This window comes from Tunturiibacter empetritectus, from assembly GCF_014201375.1.
Taxonomy (GTDB): domain Bacteria; phylum Acidobacteriota; class Terriglobia; order Terriglobales; family Acidobacteriaceae; genus Edaphobacter; species Edaphobacter lichenicola_D.
The window spans coordinates 372,907-396,161 of record NZ_JACHDZ010000003.1; the positions used below are offsets into that span (position 1 = coordinate 372,907).

General features: G+C 58.5%; 24 protein-coding genes and 1 pseudogene. 17 read left to right on the forward strand and 8 right to left on the reverse strand.

Translation table 11 applies throughout. From position 1 onward, the window contains the following. Positions 1–75: 75 nt before the first annotated feature. The 10 genes from HDF10_RS10670 to HDF10_RS10715 all read left to right on the forward strand — a co-directional run bounded on the left by HDF10_RS10670 (position 76) and on the right by HDF10_RS10715 (position 8,887). Complete coding sequence (locus tag HDF10_RS10670) at positions 76–399, forward strand: hypothetical protein (RefSeq protein WP_183813152.1); 324 nt, start codon at positions 76–78, stop codon at positions 397–399. Positions 400–477: 78 nt separating this feature from the next. Beyond that, positions 478–1,992: a hypothetical protein gene (locus HDF10_RS10675; RefSeq protein WP_183813154.1), complete on the forward strand. Its 1,515-nt coding sequence runs from the start codon at positions 478–480 to the stop codon at positions 1,990–1,992. A 319-nt stretch (positions 1,993–2,311) separates the two neighbouring features. Then, complete coding sequence (locus HDF10_RS10680; protein ID WP_183813156.1) at positions 2,312–2,959, forward strand: non-canonical purine NTP pyrophosphatase; 648 nt, start codon at positions 2,312–2,314, stop codon at positions 2,957–2,959. A gap of 13 nt (positions 2,960–2,972) precedes the next feature. Further along, positions 2,973–3,350, forward strand: a complete 378-nt coding sequence (locus HDF10_RS10685) for a VOC family protein (protein WP_183813158.1) — start codon at positions 2,973–2,975, stop codon at positions 3,348–3,350. 190 nt (positions 3,351–3,540) lie between these two features. Beyond that, complete coding sequence (locus tag HDF10_RS10690) at positions 3,541–4,344, forward strand: succinate dehydrogenase/fumarate reductase transmembrane subunit (RefSeq protein ID WP_183813160.1); 804 nt, start codon at positions 3,541–3,543, stop codon at positions 4,342–4,344. Positions 4,345–4,663: 319 nt separating this feature from the next. Continuing rightward, positions 4,664–6,436, forward strand: a complete 1,773-nt coding sequence (gene sdhA, locus HDF10_RS10695; protein WP_183813162.1) for a succinate dehydrogenase flavoprotein subunit — start codon at positions 4,664–4,666, stop codon at positions 6,434–6,436. Positions 6,437–6,733: 297 nt separating this feature from the next. After that, positions 6,734–6,934 carry a hypothetical protein gene (locus HDF10_RS10700; RefSeq protein ID WP_183813164.1) on the forward strand — a complete coding sequence of 67 codons (201 nt, stop codon included), beginning with the start codon at positions 6,734–6,736 and terminating at the stop codon, positions 6,932–6,934. A 97-nt stretch (positions 6,935–7,031) separates the two neighbouring features. Next, complete coding sequence (sdhB, locus tag HDF10_RS10705) at positions 7,032–7,793, forward strand: succinate dehydrogenase iron-sulfur subunit (RefSeq protein ID WP_183813166.1); 762 nt, start codon at positions 7,032–7,034, stop codon at positions 7,791–7,793. 10 nt (positions 7,794–7,803) lie between these two features. After that, positions 7,804–8,274: an energy transducer TonB gene (locus HDF10_RS10710; RefSeq protein WP_183813168.1), complete on the forward strand. Its 471-nt coding sequence runs from the start codon at positions 7,804–7,806 to the stop codon at positions 8,272–8,274. Between the two features lie 217 nt (positions 8,275–8,491). Then, positions 8,492–8,887, forward strand: coding sequence for a GlcG/HbpS family heme-binding protein (locus tag HDF10_RS10715; RefSeq protein ID WP_183813170.1), 396 nt, complete (start codon positions 8,492–8,494; stop codon positions 8,885–8,887). Positions 8,888–8,976: 89 nt separating this feature from the next. On the opposite strand, the gene HDF10_RS10720 is transcribed toward HDF10_RS10715, so the two are convergent. After that, entirely contained in the window at positions 8,977–9,177 is a 201-nt protein-coding gene (locus HDF10_RS10720; protein ID WP_183813172.1) for a hypothetical protein, read from the reverse strand. A 298-nt stretch (positions 9,178–9,475) separates the two neighbouring features. Between HDF10_RS10720 and HDF10_RS10725 the strand changes: the two genes are divergently transcribed. Further along, positions 9,476–10,750 (forward strand): dipeptidase, encoded by a 1,275-nt coding sequence (locus HDF10_RS10725; protein ID WP_311732732.1) that lies wholly within the window; start codon positions 9,476–9,478, stop codon positions 10,748–10,750. A 24-nt stretch (positions 10,751–10,774) separates the two neighbouring features. Here HDF10_RS10725 and HDF10_RS10730 read toward each other — a convergent pair whose 3' ends face one another. Continuing rightward, positions 10,775–11,104, reverse strand: a complete 330-nt coding sequence (locus tag HDF10_RS10730; protein WP_455685151.1) for a putative quinol monooxygenase — start codon at positions 11,102–11,104, stop codon at positions 10,775–10,777. A 50-nt stretch (positions 11,105–11,154) separates the two neighbouring features. On the opposite strand from HDF10_RS10730, the gene HDF10_RS10735 reads away from it, so the two are divergent. The 3 genes from HDF10_RS10735 to HDF10_RS10745 all read left to right on the forward strand — a co-directional run bounded on the left by HDF10_RS10735 (position 11,155) and on the right by HDF10_RS10745 (position 13,135). Next, positions 11,155–11,712, forward strand: coding sequence for a DUF1440 domain-containing protein (locus HDF10_RS10735; RefSeq protein WP_183813174.1), 558 nt, complete (start codon positions 11,155–11,157; stop codon positions 11,710–11,712). Positions 11,713–11,774: 62 nt separating this feature from the next. After that, positions 11,775–12,533 carry a peptidylprolyl isomerase gene (locus HDF10_RS10740; protein WP_183813176.1) on the forward strand — a complete coding sequence of 253 codons (759 nt, stop codon included), beginning with the start codon at positions 11,775–11,777 and terminating at the stop codon, positions 12,531–12,533. Positions 12,534–12,613: 80 nt separating this feature from the next. Then, positions 12,614–13,135, forward strand: coding sequence for a peptidylprolyl isomerase (locus tag HDF10_RS10745; RefSeq protein ID WP_183813178.1), 522 nt, complete (start codon positions 12,614–12,616; stop codon positions 13,133–13,135). A gap of 867 nt (positions 13,136–14,002) precedes the next feature. On the opposite strand, the gene mdh is transcribed toward HDF10_RS10745, so the two are convergent. From mdh to HDF10_RS10775, 6 genes and pseudogenes are all read right to left on the reverse strand, one after another. Continuing rightward, on the reverse strand, positions 14,003–14,932 hold the full coding sequence (gene mdh, locus HDF10_RS10750; protein ID WP_183813180.1) for a malate dehydrogenase: 930 nt from the start codon (positions 14,930–14,932) through the stop codon (positions 14,003–14,005). Positions 14,933–14,965: 33 nt separating this feature from the next. Next, positions 14,966–15,331 carry a VOC family protein gene (locus tag HDF10_RS10755; RefSeq protein WP_183813182.1) on the reverse strand — a complete coding sequence of 122 codons (366 nt, stop codon included), beginning with the start codon at positions 15,329–15,331 and terminating at the stop codon, positions 14,966–14,968. Between the two features lie 18 nt (positions 15,332–15,349). Further along, positions 15,350–16,753: an NADP-dependent isocitrate dehydrogenase gene (locus HDF10_RS10760; protein WP_183813184.1), complete on the reverse strand. Its 1,404-nt coding sequence runs from the start codon at positions 16,751–16,753 to the stop codon at positions 15,350–15,352. Positions 16,754–16,840: 87 nt separating this feature from the next. Continuing rightward, positions 16,841–17,542, reverse strand: a pseudogene (locus HDF10_RS10765) (SIMPL domain-containing protein). Between the two features lie 156 nt (positions 17,543–17,698). After that, positions 17,699–18,589 (reverse strand): hypothetical protein, encoded by an 891-nt coding sequence (locus HDF10_RS10770; RefSeq protein ID WP_183813186.1) that lies wholly within the window; start codon positions 18,587–18,589, stop codon positions 17,699–17,701. Between the two features lie 97 nt (positions 18,590–18,686). Then, on the reverse strand, positions 18,687–20,117 hold the full coding sequence (locus HDF10_RS10775) for a glutamine synthetase family protein (protein WP_183813700.1): 1,431 nt from the start codon (positions 20,115–20,117) through the stop codon (positions 18,687–18,689). Positions 20,118–20,394: 277 nt separating this feature from the next. Between HDF10_RS10775 and HDF10_RS10780 the strand changes: the two genes are divergently transcribed. From HDF10_RS10780 to HDF10_RS10790, 3 genes are all read left to right on the forward strand, one after another. Beyond that, positions 20,395–21,453 carry an aldo/keto reductase gene (locus HDF10_RS10780; RefSeq protein WP_183813188.1) on the forward strand — a complete coding sequence of 353 codons (1,059 nt, stop codon included), beginning with the start codon at positions 20,395–20,397 and terminating at the stop codon, positions 21,451–21,453. 226 nt (positions 21,454–21,679) lie between these two features. Further along, a complete protein-coding gene (locus tag HDF10_RS10785) occupies positions 21,680–22,627 on the forward strand; it encodes a carbon-nitrogen hydrolase (protein ID WP_183813190.1) in 948 nt (315 codons plus the stop codon). Positions 22,628–22,629: 2 nt separating this feature from the next. Continuing rightward, positions 22,630–23,130 carry a hypothetical protein gene (locus tag HDF10_RS10790; protein ID WP_183813192.1) on the forward strand — a complete coding sequence of 167 codons (501 nt, stop codon included), beginning with the start codon at positions 22,630–22,632 and terminating at the stop codon, positions 23,128–23,130. Positions 23,131–23,255: the final 125 nt, after the last annotated feature.

Genomic DNA, 23,255 nt, shown 5'->3' on the forward strand with positions numbered 1-23,255 from the left:
TACAATCGCAACAGCAAAATAATTCCACGGGCATATGTATCCCTTGCCCCGATATCTTCGTCAAACCGTACAACGATGAAAAAAGCTGTGCACCTCTTCGCGACGCTGCTCTGCCTCCTGACTCTTCTCGTCAGCGCAGCCACCTGCGTCACGATCGCACAGCCGAAGCAATCCTCCTGCGATCACTGCCCCAAACAATCGCCCCTCGATCCCTCCTGTTGCAGCGCACAGCAGCAGCAAGCACCTGCAGTAGCTTCTACACAGACTGAGCCGCAGCTCCAACTCCACGCAATCCCTGTCTCAGCACTCGGCTACGAGATCTCATCCCCACTGCTCGCACCCGTCCTTCGACTCACGGCACCGCCTCCACTCCCTCCTCGCACCCCGCTTCGTATCTGATTCCCTCTTGAGCCTCCCCGCGTTACAGCGCCTTCAACGCTGTCCTCAACAACGCACGCCTCAAGACAAGGAACTCTCATGCGCTCCATCCTCACAGCGGCCCTGTTTTCGTTGGCCTTTCTCACGCCATCGCTGACACTGGCTCAGACAAACCAACCCATGCCAAACATGCCCGGCATGAAGATGGACTCCGATCAGACATCCCCGCCTGACAAGACCACCATGCCAATGAACATGAGCATGGACATGATGAAGCCGCCATCAAACCTCATCGACGCCATCCTCAATCACACCACCTCCGGCACCAGCGCCGAACCCGCCTCCACTCCCGTCTCCATGCTCATGCACTCAACCCACGGATGGATGCTCATGCTCCACGGCACCGCCTCCATCTCCGCGATCCAGCAACACACAGCATCCAATCCCACCGGGCCATCCCCCGACGCCTGCAACCAACTCAACCTCTCCTGCCCCAGCCCCGCCAACGCCCGCGGCGGCGACAAGGTCTACTCCACCAACTGGATCATGCCCATGGCCATTCGTCAGCTCGGCTCCCACGGCCAATACGGCCAGCTCACCCTCCGCACCATGCTCTCGCTCGAACCCGCCACTATCTCCAGCCGCCAGTTCCCCGAGCTCTTCCAGCAAGGCGAAACCGCCTTCGGCAAACCCATCATCGACGGCCAGCACCCCCACGACTTCTTCATGGAGGTCGCCGCCCTCTACGACCTCCGCCTCGGCAAACAAACCCTCCTCAGCCTCTACGCCGCCCCCGTGGGCGACCCCGCCATCGGCCCCACCGCCTACCCCCACCGCCTCTCCGCGTCCGAGGATCCCATCGCCGCCCTCGGCCACCACCAGGAGGACTCCACCCACATCGCCTTCAACGTCTTCACCGGCGGCATCACATGGCGCTGGCTCCGCTTCGAAGAGTCCGGCTTCCACGGCGCCGAGCCCACCGAGCAGCGCTGGGGCTTCCAACCCTCCCCCAACGGCCACGCCGTCGACAGCTACTCCTCGCGCATCACCTTCGCCCCAACAAAAAACCTCAGCACCCAATATTCCGTCGCCCACATCGTCAGCCCCGAAGCCCTCTACCCCCACGAAGACCAGCAGCGCCAGACCGCCTCCGTCATCTACAACCTTCCCTTCGGCATTCACCACAACACCACCAGCATGCCCGGCATGGACATGGGCACCACAGCAACCAACAACTGGTCCACCACTCTCATATGGGGCCGCACAAAATCCCTTACCGACAACAGCAAAGTAAACTCCTACCTCCTCGAATCCCTCCTCAAATTCCGCACCCGCAACTACGTATGGACACGCATAGAAAACGCCGGCCGCTCCAACGAACTCCTCATCCCCCCCGGCTCCCCACTCCCTCCCAACTTCACCGAATCCCCCATCGGCCACGTCGCCGCCTACTCCTTCGGCTACGATCGCGACTACCGCGTCCTCCCTCACCTGCTCACCGCCCCAGGAGCCCAGTTCACCACCTACACCACACCCAGCGCCCTAGTCTCCACCTACGGAGCCCATCCCTGGGGAGTAGTAGCCTTCGTCCGTTTCAGAATCACCGGTAACTAACTCCAGCAGGACAATCCAACAACATGCAATCCACCAATAAAATTTAATCGCCATCAGCGGAGCACCCGGCCGGGTGCCCCATCCTCGCGACGGTCTCATCGCCGCTAAGGTGGGCATTCGCCGGGTGCCGGGTGCCCCATTCATGCAGTCTCATCGCATGAGTGGGCATTCGCGCCACGCGCGAACCGTCTTCCCTCACCCACGTACAAATCCCCGAGTTGCCTCATCCATCGCAGTCTCACAGCGATGGGTGGGAATGTAAAACTCCAATACCGGGTGGCTTCACCCAGCCATCCTGCGGCGTGTACCCTAAACCCAAATGCCCCAAAGCCCTCCCATCCTCTACCTCGCCACCACCAACCCCGGCAAGCTCCGAGACTTCGCCGCCGCCGCCTCTCCGCAGATCACACTCGCTCCCTTACCCAATCTCAAACAAATCCTCGCCCCCGCCGAAGACGAGCCCACCTTCGAAGGCAACGCCCGCCTCAAGGCCATCTACTACTCCCTCCACGCCCCCAATGAAATCGTCCTCGCCGACGACTCCGGTCTCGAAGTTGACGCACTCCACGGAGCCCCGGGCGTCCGCTCCGCCCGCTACGCCGAAGACCACAACTTTGCCCCAACAGACTCCGCCCCCCTCACACCCGACGAGCGCAACAACCTCTACCTCATCATGAACCTCACGGACATCCCTCTCACCGAACGCAGCGCCCGCTATCACTGCGTCCTCGCCGCCGCACGCAACGGACACATCCTCGCCATCGCCCACGGAGCCGTAGAAGGCGAGATCCTAACCGCCCCCCGCGGCACCGACGGCTTCGGCTACGACCCCCTCTTCTACCTCCCCGCCCAGCACAAGACCATGGCCGAGCTCGACACCACCACCAAGCTCACCTTCAGCCACCGTGGCCGAGCCTTCGCCAGCCTCCTTGACGAGCTCGCTCCCTACCTCGAACCCCACGCTTGATAGACTTCCACCCATGCTACCCAACCTCCATATCGATCACCTCGTCTTCCGCGTCGAAGACCTCGAACCGACCGAGAAGTTCTACCGCGCCCTCTTTGGCGAACCCGTCGCTCAGGGCAAAGACTTCCTCGTCTACCAGATCGGCGAAACCACCCTCTTCTTCACCCCATCCACCAAGCCCATCGCACCCTACGACAAGGAGCAGCCCGGCCTCAACCACTGCGCCTTCGGAGTTCACGATCCCGCCGACCTTCGCAAGATCGAGGATCACCTGAACAAATCCGGCCTCAAGCACAGTGGCATCGGCATCGACTCGCACGGAGGCAAAGAGTACATCTGGTTCAACGACCCCAACGGTTTTCGCCTCGAGTTCTACTGCCGGCCAGCCTAGAAATAGCGACTCTGAAGCGTCACAATCCGCCCGCTATTCGACGCGATGCAACTTAATCGCACAAACTTAACGATAACCGCACAAATTCCTTTACTTTCCTTGACGCTGCTAATCCCACGGCGGAATAATCGCGATGCTGCACTTTTTCTTATCTCCATAAGTGCATCCATCGCGATTTCAAGGAGTCCCCATGGCCACCGCCGCCCCGCCAGCCCCTCCTGCCACCCCGCCACTCAAAGGTGTGCAGCCACTCCGCGCCGGCCAGGGCCACTCCTTCCTCTGGCACAAGCTCCACTCCCTCTCCGGCATCGTCCCCATCGGCGCCTTCCTCGTCGAGCACATCATCTCCAACTTCGAGACCCTCAACGGCCCCCTCGCCTACGCCCAGCAGGTAAAGTTCCTCAACTCCCTCCCGCTCGTCCGAGTCCTCGAGTGGACCTTCATCTTCATCCCTCTCGCCTTCCACGCCCTCTACGGACTCTTCATCGCCTTCCGCGGCCGCGTCAGCGTCAACGTCTACCCCTGGGCCAGCAACTGGATGTACGTCTCCCAGCGCATCACCGGCATCATCGCCTTCTTCTACATCGTCCAGCACATCTGGCGACAACGTTTCAGCGGCATCTCCCTCCCTGAGAACCCCGGCGCAGCCTTCCATAAAGTACAGGTTGAACTTTCGAACCCCTGGATGCTCGCCATCTACGTCATCGCGATGATCGCCACCACCTGGCACTTCGCCTACGGCATCTGGCTCTTCGCCGCCAAGTGGGGCATCACCCCCGGCGAAAAGGCCCGTAAGAGATTCGGCTACGTCTGCACCGCCTTCGGCCTGGCCCTCTGCCTCATGGGCCTCGCCAGCATCTACGCCGTAGTCTGGAAGTACCCCAACGCCCCCGACAACGTGATGCCCGCCCAACCCGCCGGCATCGACCTACCCGCACCAACAGTCCCACCGCCAAACTCAACAAACCCAGAGCAGCCGGGGGAAACCAGATAAATGTTCTTTATTGCCGCTACGGATATCCTGTTTTGTCTGTGTCTCGGCATGGTGGCAATAGGAATGCTCGTGAGCAATCTCATGTTCCAGCGCATGAGTTGGGAGATAAGCCCGCCGAATTCGATTCGCGAGAGTTTTTCAATTTTGTGGATAACGAGTGCAAAGTCAAAATCAGTGCTGCATAGACATACGTTGATGCACCCTGAATCGAAGATTCGATTGATTTATAGGACGGCGGGCGTAGCCGCGATCACAGGATTCGTCGGCGTAATAGTAAGTATTTTCACAACATGCTTTTTGATACTGCACTGAGGTCACCATGGCAGCAACACCCAGAATCATCGTAGTAGGCGGCGGCCTAGCCGGACTAGCCGCAGTCATCAAGATCGCCGAAGCCGGCGGCAAGGTCGACCTCTTCTCCATCGTCCCCGTCAAGCGCTCCCACTCCGTCTGCGCCCAGGGAGGCATCAACGCCGCAAAGGACCTCAAAGGCGAAGGCGACTCCGTCCTCAAGCACTTCGACGACACCGTCTACGGCGGCGACTTCCTCGCCAACCAGACCCCCGTCAAAAACATGACCGCCCAGGGCCCCGCCATCATCGACCTCCTCGACCGCATGGGCGTCCCCTTCAACCGCACCCCCGAAGGCCTCCTCGACTTCCGCCGCTTCGGTGGCACCCTCTACCAGCGCACCGCCTTCGCCGGAGCCACCACCGGCCAGCAGTTGCTCTACGCACTAGACGAACAGGTTCGCCGCTATGAAGCCGAAGGCAAAGTCACCAAGTACGAAGGCTGGGAGTTCCTCTCCGCAGTCCTCGGCTCGAAAGGCGAAGCCCGCGGTATCTGCGCCATGGACCTCCGCACAATGGACACCCGCACCTTCCCCGCCGACGCCGTCATCATCTGCACCGGAGGCAACGGAGCCATCTTCGGAAAGTCCACCAATTCAGTAGTTTGCACCGGATCAGCTCAATCAGCACTTTATCAACAGGGAGCCTTCTACGCCAACGGCGAGTTCATCCAGGTCCACCCCACCGCCATCCCCGGCGAAGACAAGCTCCGCCTCATGTCCGAGTCCGCCCGAGGCGAAGGCGGCCGCGTCTGGGTCCCCAAAGACAAGAACGACAAGCGCACCGCCCGCTCCATCCCCGAGACCGACCGCTGGTACTTCCTCGAAGAGTGGTACCCCAAGTACGGCAACCTGGTCCCCCGCGACGTAGCCACCCGCGCCATCTTCAAAGTCGTCTACGAGCACGGCATGGGCATCGACGGCCAACCCATGGTCTACCTCGACCTCACCCACCTCCCCGCCGAACGCCTCAACAAGCTCGAAGGCATCCTCGAAATCTACGAAAAGTTCGTCGGCGACGACCCCCGCGAAGTCCCCATGAAGATCTTCCCCGGTATGCACTACACCATGGGCGGTCTCTGGGTCGACTTCGACCAGCGCACCAACATCCCCGGCGTCTACGCCGCAGGCGAGGCCGACTACTCCATCCACGGAGCCAACCGTCTCGGCGCCAACTCGCTCCTCTCCTGCATCTACGGAGGCTTCGTCGCCGGCCCCCACGCCCTCGCCTACGCCAAGGCCCTCCCCCCGCAAGAGGGCGACGGTGGCCACGCCGCCGAGCTCGCCCGTCAGAAGAAGTTCAACAACCAGCTCCTCAACAACCCCGGCACCGAGAACCCCTTCAAGCTCTGGCGCGAGCTCGGCGAAACCATGACCAAGCACGCCACCATCATCCGCTACAACGCCGGCCTCGACGAAGCCGACGCCAAGATCGTCGAACTCCTCGAGCGCTACGAGAACGTCAACCTCTCCGACAAGAGCCAGTGGGCCAACACCAGCTTCGCCTTCACCCGCCAGCTCTACAACATGCTCCAGCTGGGCCGCGTCATCGTCCAGGGCGCCCGCCTCCGCGACGAGTCCCGCGGAGCCCACTACAAACCCGACTTCCCCGAACGCAACGACGAAAAGTTCCTCAAAACCACCAAAGCCAGCTTCAAAGACAACGCCCCCGCCTTCGAGTTCGAAGAAGTGGACATCAGCCACATCACCCCACGCCCCCGCCGCTACGACGCCACCGCCTAAATGTACGGAGTCATTCCATGTGCTGCGAAGAGATGCGGACGGCTCTGAAGGATCCAGATTCCGGCTTTACCGTTGCTTCAACTGGAGATGGACTAGGAGTCCGAATAGATCTTGGCAAATCTAGCTCTATCACCACTACAACCTGCTTATGGTGCGAAAAAGAAATTTCACAAGACGAGTTGAAGACCTATCTGCAAGAAGCTGAGTGACGAATGATGCGCTGCGTTGCACTAGAAAAGAGCGAAAAGATCGTAGGCAACAGTTGCCTTGTCTTGCGTTTCCGCCGTCTAATGCGGCATGGAACGCATAGATCTCGTCTACATCGCCCTGTCCGTCATATTCGCAGCAGTCATGGCATATATGTACCTCTACACCACGCACCTTCACCCCAACGAGCGGACCATGGCCCTCAAGGGCCGTCCTCCGGTCAGCAAAGAAGAAGGCATAGCAGTCGCCACGCTGGAAAAAGAACGCCTCCACAAAACCGGCAGCTTCTAACTCCACCCTTAGCGACTGCAGCCCGCACCACCAAACGCCTCCAGCTCAACCCCACGCCGAAGGCACAGGATATCTGCAGGCCCTAAGGAGCAGTCGCATGCCCAGCACCATCAAAGTCGAGATCAAGCGCCAGTCCACCCCGGACGCCCCCTCCACCACCGAGACCTTCGCAATCCCCTACCGTCCGGGCATGAACATCACCTCGCTCCTCGGCGAAATAGCGCTCAACCCCGTCGACGTCTCCGGCAAGCCGACCACGCCCATCACCTACGACTCCAACTGCCTCGAGGAGATCTGCGGCTCCTGCGCGATGTTGATCAACGGCAAGGCCACCATGGCCTGCTCCGCCCTCGTAGACAAGCTCACCGGCCCCAACAAAGACCAGACCATCACCCTCGCCCCGCTCTCGAAGTTCCCCGTAGTACGCGACCTCGCCGTAGACCGCTCCGTCCTCTTCGAAAACCTCAAGAAGGTCAAAGCCTGGGTCCCCATCGACGGCTCCTACGACCTGGGCCCCGGCCCACGTCAGGCTCCTCAAATTCAAGAACAGCGCTACCCCCTCTCGAACTGCATCAGCTGCACCATCTGCATGGAGGTCTGCCCCCAGTTCAACGACGTCACCAACTTCGTCGGCGCCGCCACCATTGCCCAGGCCAAGCTCTTCAACATGGACCCCTCCGGCTCCGTCCTCAAAGAAGAACGCCTCCGCGCCCTGGCCGGAGACGGCGGCATCCAGGAGTGCGGCTTCGCACAAAACTGCGTCCAGGCCTGCCCCAAACAGCTCCCCCTCACCGAAGCCATCAGCGACATGGGCCGCGACGTCTTCATCCAACAAGTAAAAGACCTCTTCGCCCGTTAGGATGGCCGATTTGAATCATCCTCTGATGCCGCAACCGCTTAGAAATATAAGTTCTTTAGTCGTTTTCTTGCTTCTTCCGGCTCTGGCACGACCAGAGACACTGCAAGATAATCCCACAGCTACGGCGCCACTAACGGGTTCTCAATCACAAACGCTGGAAGTCGCGAAGGTCGGGAAAGACGTTTCATCGCCGATCCTGACTCATTCAACCGAACCAAAGATCCCAAAAGCTGCTCACAAGGCAAAGCTTGATGGTTTTGTCATTGTGAACTGCTATGTTGAACCCGATGGAACGACAAGCAACGTCCACGTCGCCCACACCATAATCAAGGGAGCTAACAGCCCTGCAGATCAGCAGGCAGTGAAAGAACTCGAAGAAAGTGCCATTGGGGCTGTGCAGAGCTACAAATTCAAACCCTCCAGAAAAAACGGCCAACCGGTTCGTGTCGAACTCAACGTCCAGGTCCACTTCAAAAGCTAGCCGGGTGCCCCATTCATGCGGCCCCATCGCATGAGTGGGCATTCGCGCCACGCGCGAACCGTCTTCCGTCACGCAGCCCTAAATCTTAGGGTGCCCCATCATGGCAGTCTCACCGCGATGGGTGGGAATGTAAAATTTTGACTCATCTGCTTATGAACTCCAAGCCTTCCGCACACACCGCAAGCGTCAAACCGATAAGCTCGTATCAGGAGAAAAAATGATCCAACTAGCAGACGCCCGCCGCATCATCGCCGCAGCAGAAAAGAAGGCCGAAGAACTAGGCCAGCCCATGAACGTAGCCATAGTCGACGAGGGCGGCAACCTCATCGCCTTCGAGCGCATGACCAACGCCTGGCTCGGCTCCATCGACATTGCCCAGAAGAAAGCCTGGACCTCCCGCGCCTTCGACATCACCACCAAAGACCTCGGCGACAACTCTCAATCCGGCAACCAGTTCTTCGGCATCCACGCCTCGAACGACGGCAAGGTCATGATCTTCGCCGGCGGCATCCCACTCAAGAAGGAAGGCAAAGTTGTAGGCGCCATCGGAGTCAGCGGAGGCTCCGGCGTACAGGACCACGCCGTAGCCGAAGCCGGCACAGCCGCACTCTAAGCCACGCAAACAAATACGGAGATGCCCCGCCGGCCCGCGGGGCATCTCCGCCTCGTTACTGCTCTACACAGGAAGCTGTTTGTCGAAAGTTACTTCGAAAATATCGAGTTCGCCGGAGTCCTCTCCTCATTCGAATGAATCCGGTTCTGAGCGCGTTTGGCACTCTCCATCGCTGCATGATCCATCTTCTGCTGATCGGTCTTGCCAACCTCTGTCGCGGTACTCCCCTCTTCAATCGCTTCGTGCGAAGGACGTGCGCCGGTCTTCGAAGAATTCATACCCTGTGCCATAACATCACCTCTCCTTCAACAGATGGCATCGCACACCATGAAGGTTGCTCCAACGCACCATCCAGCTCTCAACAAAAAACGAAAATAAACTTAGAAAGAATGGCGTATTTTTCGACGCACAAAAATGTGGTGCAACAACACCACGTTAGCCACACAATTCACCACGTTCTCACCACAAAAACACCACGTCAACCCCACGCTTTTTCCCAAAATCCCACACAAAAACACCTTTTCCCACGCACAGAAAAAAATCGCAAACTATCGCCTCAAAAAACCACAAGCAAGGAAAAAAACACACTTGTTACAATCGGCTATTCCGCAACCGAAAGAGTGGCGAGCCAACATGCACAAACGCGGCATCTTCGTCTCTATCCTTCTCCTTCTCACCCTGCAAGCCCACTCCCAAACAAACTCCCCAAAATCAATGACTGATCCCGCCGCCGTCCACCAATCCGCAATCGTCATCGACACCCACGCCGACACCCCCCAACGCTTCATCGACGAACACTGGGACTTCACCGATCCCCTCAACGGCGGCATGCTCAACTATGACAGCGCCAAACAAGGCAATCTCGACGCACAGTTCTTCTCCATCTGGGTCGACCCCAACCAATACCCCGCCAACGCCAGCGCCCACCGCACTCTCTCGCTCATCGACGGCACCCTCGAGCAGGTCCGCAAACACCCCGACAAACTCGCTCTCTGCCTCTCCTCCGACGACATCCTCGCCACCCACGCCCAAGGAAAGTTCGCCGTCCTCATGGGTATCGAAGGCGGCCACTCCATTGAAAACGACCTCGGCCTCCTTCGCGACTACTATCGTCTTGGCGTCCGTTACATGACCCTCACCTGGTCCAACACCAACAACTGGGCCGACTCCTCCGGCGACATCGAAGACGAAAAAGTCCACCACCACAACGGCCTCACGCCCTTCGGCAAACAAGTCGTAGCCGAGATGAACCGCCTCGGAATGATGGTCGACATCTCCCACGTCTCCGATAAAACCTTCTCGGACGTCATCGCCACCACACGCACCCCCATCATCGCCTCCCACTCCTCCGCCCGCGCCCTCACTCACGCCGCGCGCAACATGACCGACGAGATGCTCCTCGCCATGAAGAAGAACAACGGCGTCGTCATGGTCAACTTCTTCCCCGCCTTCATCGACGAAGACTGGCGCAAAGCCTGGGCCGCGCAGGAGCCCGAACGCAAAAAAGCGCAAAAAACCCTCGAAGCTGAGTACAGAGCGAAAGGGCAGCCAGTCCCCTACACCGCCTCCGACAAGGTCGATCGCGAGTTCGCCGACAAGATCGGCCGCGCGCCCTTCAACTCCCTCATCGATCACTTCGACCACGTCATCAAGGTCGCCGGCATCGATCACGTCGGCATCGGCACCGACTTCGACGGCATTCCCGTCCCACCCGCCGGCATCGACTCCGCAGCCGATCTCCCCAAGATCACCGCCGCCCTCATGGCTCGCGGCTACTCCGCCGACAACATGCACAAACTACTCGGAGGCAACCTGCTCCGCGTCTTCCGCGAAGTGCAGGCCGCCTCCGATCACAACCCATAACCGATTCGATGCAAAGGTTAAGAACTAGACCTTCTCGCCTACCAACTCAATCTTATGTATCTTCGGAGCTTCAGAGAAAAGTGTCTCCGCATTCGCCATCAAAGCCTTCGCAATCTCACCATTCAAGTGAGCCTCACGCCCCGCCTCATCATTGAAGGTGTCAAACACCCCGAACACCCCACCTTTATCTTCCTTGAACCCATACCAGTGCACGGTCCCGGCCTCTGCCTTCGCCATCTCCGCACCTTGCTTCAGAAAAGCCTCAACATCCGCTTCTTTCCCCGGCTTCGCCTTCAACTCCGCATACAACGCAAACTTCGCCATCTTGTAGATCCTCCACTGGGTGAGATGCATAAAACATTACTTGGTTACTGTCTTTTGCATCTCAATCGCTTGAGGAAAACATGCGCAAAGATAAACCTTCCATCCTCAGGGGAATCGTTACAGGCGTCACAGCCGGCATCGTCGCCACACTCATCATGGATCAGTTTCAGAAACTAAGCAGCGCAGGAGGAAAAGCACTCGAAAAGCAGAAGAAGCTTGCAGACGGAGAAGCCCCATCGCAGATCAATCGCGAGCAAGCAGCTTCTGAGCAAAAGGCTGCGGAGCAAGAGGGTTCAACCGAGATCGTCGCTCGTAAGATCGCCGAAGTAACCCACACCGATCTCAGCAAGGAAGAAAAAAAGAAAGCCGGGCAGGCCGTCCACTACACCTTCGGCACTTTAATGGGCGTCGTCTACGGCGTCTCCTCCGAACTCCTGCCCGAAGTCACTACCGGTGCAGGCACAGCCTACGGCACGCTACTCTTCCTCGCCGCAGACGAGGTCGCAGTCCCAGCCTTCCAGCTATCTCCCTCGACCACCGACGCACCCGCCACTGATCACCTCCAACACTGGGCAGCTCACGTCGTCTACGGAGGCTCTCTCGAACTTGTTCGCAGCCTCCTCCGACGCATTCTCTAAGACATCCCCACGTTGCTCCCACCGCCCGTCTGCGTTAGCCTGTTTGTTGGAGCTACAACCGCATGATGCTTCGCACTCTCGCACTCTCCCTGGCCCTAGCCGTATCCGTCCAGGCACAGTCACCCCCAGCGCAATCGACCCCACCGCCCCCAGCCGACGCTCTACCCGACGCCCCCAGCACCACAAGCAACATCAAAGCCCCCGTCGTCCCCACCGGCCCCACCGCCGTCATCGACACCACCATGGGCCGGCTCACCTGCAAACTTTACGACAAACAGGCCCCCGTCACCGTCGCCAACTTCATCGGTCTCGCCGAAGGCACCAAAGACTGGACCGACCCCAAGACCCTCCAGAAGATGCACCATCAGCCCTTCTACAACGGCACAACCTTCCACCGTGTCATTCCCAACTTCATGATCCAGGGCGGCGACCGCGTCGGCGACGGCACCGGAGACCCCGGCTACTTCTTTCAGGACGAGATCGACCCCGACCTCACCTTCGACACACCCGGCCTCCTCGCCATGGCCAACGCCGGCCCCGGCCCCTCCGGAGGCGGCACCAACGGCTCTCAGTTCTTCATCACCGAAGCCGAGGTCCCGCAACTCAACGGCAAGCACACCATCTTCGGCCAGTGCGACGCCCACACCGCTCTACTCGTCGCCTCAATCGCGCGCGTAGAACGCAACTCCAGCGACAAGCCAATTACGCCAGTCGTCATCAATCGCATCACCATCGTGCGCGACGGCCAGCCGATGCCTCCGCTACCAGTGGCGCCCGCCGTACCTGCGACACCAGCCGCCACCGCTGCGCCACCCAAATAATCTTCCGGCCTCCGCGATCTCAACGGAAACGCCTCTCTGCTAACAAAGCACTCAACCAGTCACTGCAAGGAGATTTCGAAATGCCAACCAAACCAGGCACGTACGCAACATTCAAGACCAGCGAAGGAACCGTCGTCTGTGAGCTCTTCGAGAAGGACGCGCCCGAAACCGTCGCCAACTTCATCGGCCTCGCCGAAGGCACCAAGGAGTGGAACAGCCGCAGCAAGAAGGGCGCCAAGCTCTACGACGGCACTATCTTCCACCGCGTCATCCCCCAGTTCATGATCCAGGGCGGCGACCCCGAAGGCACCGGCATGGGCGGCCCCGGCTACAAGTTCGCCGACGAGACCAAAGGCTCCAAACACGGCTTCCAGGAGAAGGGCAAACTCGCCATGGCCAACGCCGGCCCCAACACCAACGGCAGCCAGTTCTTCATCACCGTAGCCGACACCAGCTGGCTCACCGGCAAACACACCATCTTCGGTGAAGTCGTCGAAGGCTACGACATCGTAGAAAAGATCTCCAAGGTCAGCAAAGATGGCATGGACCGCCCCAAAACCCCAGTCGTCCTCGAATCCGTCACCATCGAACGCGTAGCTTAACTTCGTTTTGAGTAACGAGAAAGGCCTACTCTTGGAGTAGGCCTTCTGTTTGCGGCTTTCTGGGATATTTGCTTCGGTTATTAGTGCTAGGGTTTTCCGTAAGATTAGGAGTGTTGGTGAAGACTACGAGTTACCTTCTTTTTTTGGCTGCCTTCATTTTCTATGCAATGATCTGGCGGGCAATTTGGCGGCTCGTGAGTGAGAGCAGACAGGCCAACCCCGATAGACACTTCGGCGTTTTTGGTGGCTCCCAGCTTGGCGTGTTCACAGAATTAGTTATCCCACCAGCAACCTGAGACGCCAAATTGTAATGCGCTTCATATTGACGTTCGCATTATTATGCGCAGCAATGGCATGCATCGGATATTCCATGCTTCACAGTACAGCGTAGCGGTAAGCTTTCCTCAACAACTTACGAGCAGTAGAAACCCCCACATCTATACCCGCGAAGAGCCCACTCTAACGAGAGCCCTAGCGAACAAAACTCGCAAAGATCAGCAGCCCGATCGCCACCACTGCCGCCAACTGCATCCACAACACAGTAAGAAAAAACCACGCGGACGATCGTTCTCTCCTATCCGCCGTATCCAAAATCTGATGGAAGCTCTGCGTGCCGTCCAAATTAACCTTCGTTCTGTGCGATTACCCGGAGCCTCGCACGTATCAAAACTATCTCTTCAACGCGAAGATAGCGCAGGCCTGTTGCCATCTGCCTTGAGTGAATATCGGCGCAACACTTCGCGCCATTAGTTATTGTTCGTATCTCTCACCAGTTCTTTCCCAAATCAGAACCCGTTGTCTTCCCAGGCACGATCAACAGAAAAGGCCTGCTCATCGAGCAGGCCCTTTCCATCGACTAAAAAACTTCTAGGCCACACCAATCACCGTGCACAGCTCCTTCACCGAATCCGCGCTCTTCTGCAGCGCAGCCTGCTCCTCCGGTGTCAGCTTGATCTCGATGATCTGCTCCAGCCCCTTGGCCCCAAGCTTGCAAGGCACCCCGACATACAAGCCCGAGATCCCATACTCCCCCTGCAGATAAGCCGCGCAAGGCAGAATCTTCTTCTTGTCCTTCAGAATCGCCTCCACCATCTCCACCGCAGCAGCCGATGGAGCATAGTAAGCCGACCCCGTCTTCAGGTGCTTCACAATCTCCGCGCCCCCATTGGCCGTACGCGTCTCCAACTCCTTCAGCCGGGCCGGTTCAATCAACTCCGTAATCGGAATCCCCGCCACGGTCGAGTACCGCGACAGCGGCACCATCGTGTCGCCGTGCCCACCCAGCACAAACGCAGTTACATTCTCCACCGACACTTCCAGCTCTTCCGCGATGAACGTCCGGAACCGCGCCGAATCCAGCACGCCAGCCATTCCAATCACACGCTCGCGCGGAAACCCAGCCTGCTTGAACGCCGTCTGCGCCATCGCATCCAGCGGATTCGACACCACAATGATGATCGTATTCGGCGACGCCTTCACCACCTCGCCAACAACCTTCGACATAATCCCATGGTTAGTCGTCAGCAAATCATCCCGGCTCATCCCGGGCTTACGCGCAATCCCCGCCGTAATCACCACCACATCGGAGTTCACCGTATCCGCATAATCATTGGTTCCGATGATGCTGCAGTCGCGCTTCTCAATCGGCATCGCCTGCAGCAGATCGAGTGCCTTGCCCTGCGGCACACCCTCCACCACATCGAGCAGCACCACATCCGCAAGCTCCTTCGCCGCAATCCAATGCGCCGCCGTCGCTCCAACGTTCCCCGAACCAACAATCGTTACCTTCTTCCGCATTCCTTCTCCTTGTCTTACTATTCAAAAAATTTGTTACGACCACTTAGCCGATTCCCAGAGGTAAAGCTCGTTCCCATCCAGGTCACTAAAGTGAACGAAGCTTCCACCTTGATCACGCTGAACCTCACCGACGTCCTTCACACCCAGCGACTTCAGCCTAGCCGCAGCCGCATCAATCGACTCGTCAATGCCCAAACCGATCATAATCGACCCCGGTGTCCCCGGAGCTGGATGCTTCTCCGACGTCGGATGCAACCCAATCGTGAAGGACCCCGCCTCAACCGTTGCCCAGTGATCTCCATAATGACTGCTTACCTTCAGCCCAAGAACCTCACTGTAAAACTTCAGCGATGCATCCATGTTTGCCACAAAAATCGTTGCATTGCCACCTGTGATCATCACTGACCTCCTCGGAAGCTAGCCCATATTCTCAATCATACGGCTGGCAAACTCGCTCGTCTTGGCCTTCGTCGCGCCCTGCATCCCACGCTCAAAGTCATACGTCACGAACTTCTGCCCAATCGTCTTCTCCATCGAAGACTCAATCAACCGCGCAGCCTCGGTCCAGCCGAGAAAATCAAACAGCATCACACCCGAAAGAATCACCGACCCTGGATTAATCACGTCCTTATCCGCATACTTCGGCGCAGTCCCATGCGTCGCTTCGAACACTGCGTATCCATCGCCGATATTGCCACCCGGCGCAATGCCCAACCCGCCGACCTGAGCCGCAGCAGCATCCGAGATGTAATCCCCGTTCAGATTCGTCGTCGCCAGCACGCTGTAATCCTCGGGCCGCAAGATAATCTGCTGAAAGATCGAGTCCGCAATCCGGTCGTTGATCAAGATCTTCGTCTTCCACTTGCCACCGCCATGCGAATCGCCGATCGAAGCCAGAACCGACTTCACCTCAGCGATCACCTCTTCCCCAAACTCCTTCGCGGCAAACTCAATGCCAGGCTCAATCAGCGCAGCGTTCTCCTCGGCAGTCAGCTTCGGATTCGCCTCCACGTTCCCCAGAATCCAGCTCTCCCGCTCCGTCACGGTCTGCTCGCGGAACTCCTGCGACGCAACCTCGTACCCCCACTCGCGAAACGCCCCTTCGGTGAACTTCTGAATATTTCCCTTGTGCACCAGCGTCACCGTCTTGCGCTTGTTGTCGAGCGCATACTGAATCGCCGCTCGCACCAGCCGCTTCGACCCCGTAATCGAGATCGGCTTCACCCCCACACCCGAGTCCAGCCGAATCTTCTTCTTGGTCCCCTTCAGCATGTCATCGTTCACAAACGCAATGAACTTGTCAGCCTCAGGCGTACCTTGCCGAAACTCGATCCCGGCATAAATATCCTCAGTATTCTCACGGAAGATCACCACATTCAGCTTCTCCGGATGCTTCACCGGACTCGGCACCCCGGCATAGTACTTCACTGGCCGCACACACTGGTAGAGATCCATCAACTGCCGCAACGCCACATTCAGGCTGCGAATCCCCCCGCCCACCGGCGTCGTCAGCGGTCCTTTAATCGACACGCGAAAGTCCACCGTAGCCTTAACCGTGTCATCCGGCAACCAGTTCTTCGTCTGACGATAGGCCTTCTCCCCCGCCAGCACTTCGTACCACACAACCGATCGCTTCCCCCCATAAGCCTTCGCCACCGCAGCATCGAACACCCGCTGCGAGGCCTTCCAGATATCCCGCCCCGTTCCATCTCCTTCGATGAACGGAATAATCGGATGATCGGGAATCGTAAACTTTCCGTTGTTATACTCGATCGCCTGCCCATTCGCCGGCACTGGAATTCCGTTGTAGCTTGTTTGCATCGTCGTCGTCTCCGCAGAAGAATTCGAAGACCGAGGCTACCATCCGCGCAAGACGAGTGGCAACCGGTATGCGGCATACGCGTGCGTTTATCGAACCAAGTAATAATCCACCGTCGCAACTACCCGTACTTTCTTCATGATGCTAGCGTCCGCATTGGTCCCGCCACCATCTCCCTCGTCACCCGCAGCCGCACCACTCTCCGCAGCCGAGATCGAAAACACTCCCTGATTCGCCGACCGGATCGATCCCACTTGGCTCCCCGAGTCCGCAGCAAACCGATCCGCCGACGCTCGCGCATTCCGGGTCGCCTCCGTAATCATGTCCGGCTTCAGCGCATTCAGCCCCGTAAACTGATACCGAATCCCACCCTGCCCATTCCCGCCCCCAACTACGATCCCTGCTTGCACCAGCTCCGCCGTCTTCTGCCCCGCCTTCGCAATCTTATCCACGTCCTTCGACTACACCGTCACCGTCTGCTCCACAATGTACCGCGGCCCGGTATTGTTCCCGCCGTATTCATTCGCCAACTTGTCCGTCACCTTGATCTGCCCCACCGAGATCTCGTTCGGTTGAACTCCCTGCGCCGCAAAAAACTTCAGCACAGAGTTCTTATCCGTCTCGCTCTTCGCAAACACCTGTGGCAGATCATTCCCCGCCTCCTTGAAGCTCACCGGCCAGATCGCCGTATCCGACTTCACCGTCCGCTCCACCAGTCCCTTCACCGTCACATACCGGTCCGCCAGCTTCAGGTCCTTGATCTGCGACCCGAGCACCCAACCACCCACCACCAACCCCAGCAGCAGACAAACCCCTAAAACCGCAGCAGGAACAAACAGCGAAGACCGTTCCGTATCCAAGGAGAAACCCTCCCTCCAACAACAGCAGAAGAATGCAGCAGCACAAAGCCTATGTCAACAACAAGCCCAGTCATCTCGTAGATTGAATCAACTCTGACGGTCAAGCCCAGGGAGTTCGATAGCATTCGTGAAACCGCCGCACTTCCCTCCCTCGACCAGAACGATGCCCGCCGCAATGTGGCTCTCCGTAACATCGGTCAACGGGCCAGAAACAATAAGCGTAGAGCCGTCATCCATCAGGAATCTTGCCTCCACCATATTGCCGAAGACAGCACTCGCAGGCGTGGATTGCGTCGCGCCAGAACTAAAACAGGGAGATCCCTGCACCTTGATACTGCCTTTGAGCAAAGCGCTGCTGAAATAGTTCGAAGCCGCTCCGTTCCCCGGATTCGCCACTGTCCCGCCCTGCTGCAGCGTCACTTGGAGTGTCACTGGCACTGCCTTCGGAACGCCATTCGGACCAGCCAGAGTGCTCCCGGTTCCAACATAGACTCCGCTCACCAATGGAAACGATGTCGCGGTGAATGTTCCCGAAAGATTCGCGTCGCACGCAGGCGCATGTCCGCCCAAAGACACGGTGTAACTGCCAGACCAGGGCTCTCCGCTTCCCTTTGGAGCCGTACCTTTGATTGATATCGTGTCCAGAGGAGAGTTTGCCGGAGTCGCCGTAAAACTCCCATCCGCAGCAAGAATCCCGCCTGCCACGTCCCCAAACCCGAACCCCGCCTGAACGTTGTCGCAGAAATTACTACCGAAACCTCCCGCGATCACCTGATCGCCCACCACATCGAAGGTCATTGCAAGTCTGACACCACTCGAAGGAGGAGGAAACGAAATCCCGTTCGTCGGCATCGGCCCGACGAGAAGCCAATTTCCCGCCAATGGGCTTACAGTCGCCGATGTACTTCCCCCACCGCAACCACAAAGCAGCAAACTAATTCCACAAGCCGTGAAACTCAACAAGGCCCAAGTCTTCATGTCGGTAGAACTCTAGCACGCGCTATATTTCGCGACCATCGAAAAGAAAAAAGGCCGACGAGAGATCTCATCGGCCCTTCCTTCTTTGGGACAACCACTAAAAGATATTCCAGAGCAGCTGGTTATAAACATCGTGGTGGAACTGCACCTCAGGCGCCTTCACAATCGTCCCCAGCAACCGGGCACAGCGATCCGCCGAAGCCTGCTTCAGATCCGCATACCGGGCCTTCACATCCTCGCCCAGCAACTCCGTCGTCCACTCCGCCGCACGGAAGTTCTCGAGCGCCGTATAGACGTTGTCCGGCAGATACCGCTCCGCCTGACGCAGGTTCTTGATCTTCGAAGTATCCCCATGCAGACCGCTCTTGAAGATCGAGTACAGCGCCAGGTAAGGGTTTGCATCCGGCCCAACCGACCTAACCTCAACCCGCGCCGACTTCTCATTCCCGATCGGAATCCGCACCATCGATCCACGATCCGTAGCCGAAGCCTTGATCTGATTCGGCGCCTCGAAGTGAGGATCCAGCCGGCGATATGCGTTCACACTCGCATTCAGCAGCAGGCAAATGTCGTTGCCATGCGTCAAAATGCGATCCGTAAACTGCCACGCCATCTTCGAGATCTTCTCCTCGCCCTTCGGGTCCCAGAAAAGATTCTTGCCGCCCTTGGTAATCGAGACATTGGTGTGCATGCCGCTGCCATTGACGCCGACAACAGGCTTCGGCAGAAAGCTCGCCGTCATGCCCATCTGCGTCGCAACCTGTCTACAGATCAGCTTATAGAGCTGAATCTGATCCGCGGCAGCCACCACCTCTCCATAGCTGTAGTTGATCTCAAACTGCGAAGGCGCAACCTCAGGATGGTCCTTCTCGTTCTCAAAACCCATCGCCCGCTGCACTTCCGCCGTCGTATCGATGAACTCCCGCAGCGGATCGCCAGGCAGCGAGTGATAGTACCCGCCCTTGTTCACATACTCGAAGCTGCCCGTCTCGTGATAGCTCCGCTCAGCATCGATCCCCTCAAACAGGAACCCTTCAATCTCATTCGCCGCATTCAGCGTGTAGCCGTTCTTATCAAACAGCTCCTGCGAAAACTGCTTCAGCACCCCGCGAATATCAGCGCCATACGTCGCACCGTTTTTGTCGATCACCTCGCCGAACACCATCACCTTGCCCGCGCCAAATACATCCGCCGGCACCCAGTAAAACGCGCTCCAGTCGATCCCCAGCCGCAGATCGCTCTCCCGCTGCGCCGTAAATCCGCGAATCGACGAGCCATCGAAGGTCAGGTTGTCGTAGCTCTTCACCAGAAACTTCTTGTCGTAGTCCAGCATGTGCAGACGGCCTTCGAGATCGCTGAACAACACCGTCACAGCCTTGATCCGCCGCTCATCGGTCAGGTACTTCAACCGTTCCTCCCGAATCACATCGGCCGCAACCCGATTCCGGCGCTGCTCCTTGGCCGCCAGGTTCAGGTCCTCAAGTTCGCCGTAGGAAAGCTCCAGAAAATCACGAAATTCGCTCAAAATAACACTCCTTCTGCAATGAGATACACGTCTTACTGCAACTGCCGGGAAAGATGTTTTTAGGTGATTGGAAGAGGGCGCGCCTGACCTTGATCAAACCGCTCCACACCTCAAAACTAACAGAAAATTCACCGGCAAGAAAGCAAACTCACCCATCCAACGCAAAGAACATCTACGACCAACGCACTTCCATGCGCCTGAATCCATGCGCCTGAATCGTGGTCCGCTGCAAACACGTCTAATCAAATGTCTGTCCGAACCCTCGGCGAAAAGGATACGCATGCAATATAAGACTCTCGGTGACACCGGCCTCCTCGTCTCCACCCTCTGCTTCGGCACCATGACCTTCCACGGCGGCACCGGCCTCTTCCGCGCCATCGGCACCGTCGATCAGGCCGGAGCCGACCAGCTCATCAAGGCCTCCCTCGACGCCGGCATCAACTTCTTCGACACCGCCGACGTCTACTCCGAAGGCGAGAGCGAAAAGGCCCTCGGCCAATCCATCAAAAATCTCAACACCCCCCGCCACAGCGTAGTCATCGCCACCAAGGTCTTCGGCCGCACCGGTCAGGGTCGCAACGACGTCGGCGCCTCCCGAGGCCACATCATGGACGCCGTCGACGCCAGCCTCCGCCGCCTCCAGACCGACCACATCGACCTCTACCAGATCCACGGCAACGACACCGTCACCCCCATCGAAGAGACCCTCCGCGCACTCGACACCCTCGTCCAGCAAGGCAAGATCCGCTACATCGGCGTCTCCAACTGGCAGGCCTGGAAGATCGCCAAAGCCCTCGGCATCTCTCAGTTCAAAAACCTCGCCCGCTTCGACACCCTCCAGGCCTACTACTCCATCGCCGGCCGCGACCTCGAACGCGATCTCGTCCCCCTGCTCGAAGCCGAGAAGACCGGCCTCCTCGTCTGGAGCCCACTCGCCGGCGGCCTTCTCTCCGGCAAGTTCTCCCGTGAAAATCAGCGCCCCGAAGGCTCCCGCCGCTCTGAGTTCGACTTCCCTCTCGTCGACAAAGAGCGCACCTGGCGCATCCTCGACGTCATGGCCCCTATCGCCAAGGCCCACAACTGCAGCCCCGCCCGCATCTCTCTCGCCTGGCTGCTCGCCAAACCCGTCGTCACCTCCATCATCATCGGAGCCAAACGCCTAGACCAGCTCGAAGACAACCTCGCCGCAGTCGACCTCAAACTAACCACCGAAGAACTCAAGCAGCTCGACGAAGTAAGTGCACTCCCGCCCGAATATCCCGGCTGGATGCTCCCATTCCAGAGCGTCAACCGCCTCGAACCCATCGCCCGCACAGTACCAGTCACGCCGAAGAGCTAGACCCCGGAGGACACTGGCAGAGAGTCAGTATCCTCCGGACAATCAAAGCCGGGTGCCCCATTCATGCAGTCTCATCGCATGAGTGGGCATTCGCGCCCCGCGCGAACCGCTTTCCACCGAGGCGCCAAGCACCCAAAAGATTAAGCTCTCGCAAATTACCCATTCTCTGGCCGCCAACGACCTCACCTTCAGCAACAAACGCCTATAAACTTGAATCAGGATCATCATGACGACAACCAACAGCAAGACCATCCCCAACAAACGCATCGGCCTCATCCAGATGTCCTGCGTCCCCGACACCGCAGCCAACCTCGACAAAGCCGCCGACCGTGTCCGCGAAGCCGCCCGCGCCGGAGCCAACGTCATTTGCCTCCCCGAGCTCTTCCGCGCCCAATACTTCTGCCAGCGCGAAGAGCACGCCCTCTTTGACACCGCCGAGTCCATCCCCGGCCCCTCGACCGAGCGCCTATGCGCCGTCGCCAAAGAAGAAAATGTAGTCGTCATCGCCAGCGTCTTCGAGCGCCGCGCACCTGGCCTCTACCACAACACCGCCGCCGTCATCGAGACCGACGGCTCCATCAAGGGCATCTACCGCAAGATGCACATCCCCGACGACCCCCTCTACTACGAGAAGTTCTACTTCACCCCCGGCGACCTCGGCTTCAAAGCCTTCGCCACCACCCAGGGCTCCGTCGGAACTCTAGTCTGCTGGGACCAGTGGTACCCCGAGGCCGCCCGTGAGACCGCCCTCCGCGGCGCCAGCACCCTCTTCTATCCCACCGCCATCGGCTGGCACCCCAGCGAAAAAGCCGAGTACGGCGACGCCCAGTACTCCGCCTGGCAGACCACCCAGCGCGCACACGCCATATCCAACGGAGTCTTCGTCGGCGCCGTCAACCGCGTGGGCCACGAGCACGGCGACGTCATCCACAACGGCGTCGAGATGCTCGGCCCCGGCGACCACACCCCAAGCTCAGGCCTGGAGTTCTGGGGCGGCAGCTTCATCGCCGATCCCTTCGGCCGAGTCATCGCGCAAGCCAGCCACGACAAAGAAGAGATCCTCATCGGCGAGATCGACCTCAAGCTCCAGGAAGACACCCGCCGCAACTGGCCCTTCCTCCGCGACCGCCGCATCGACGCCTACAACGGCATCACCAGCCGCTTCATCGACTAGATATGTTGAAACCCGAGCGCGTTATCGCACTAGACAGCATCGTCGGCGAGGATGACACAGACACGCGTCTTCTAAGAGAGATGGCCGATAAGGCTGAGCGTTACATCCTTTCATTCGCTTGGTGTTTGCAACTGAAAGAAGGCTTCTTCGCAGACGGATTCGGCGGCGTCCTCGCGATTTTTCTATTTCGCGCTGATATCTCAAACCTTGGCCAAGACCAATGGACCTGGGTATTTGTTGGAGATATTCCATCCGCCTATCTAGAGAAAGATCGTGATTACGGGAGCCCTCAAGACGCGTTCAAACGCTATATAGAAGGACTTGATGAATGGGTCGCAGCTGCACGTGCGGGACGTTCACTTCGCGGATTAATCCCAATCGAGGCGCGCACCGATTTCGAGACCACCAATGCCATCTCACGCAGAGCTGATACATTGCGCCAACACATCCTTCCACATATCAGTAACAACCGTTTTCACCCGGGTCCACAGTCACAGCAATAGAAGAAGCTGGTGCCATTTATGCACGGCATGAGTGGGCATTCGCGCCACGCACGAACCGCTTCTAGGTAAGCCAAGCCTTCAGGCTTGGCCCTCCCTCGCGGCTAGGAAGAAAGGGCTTTAGCCCC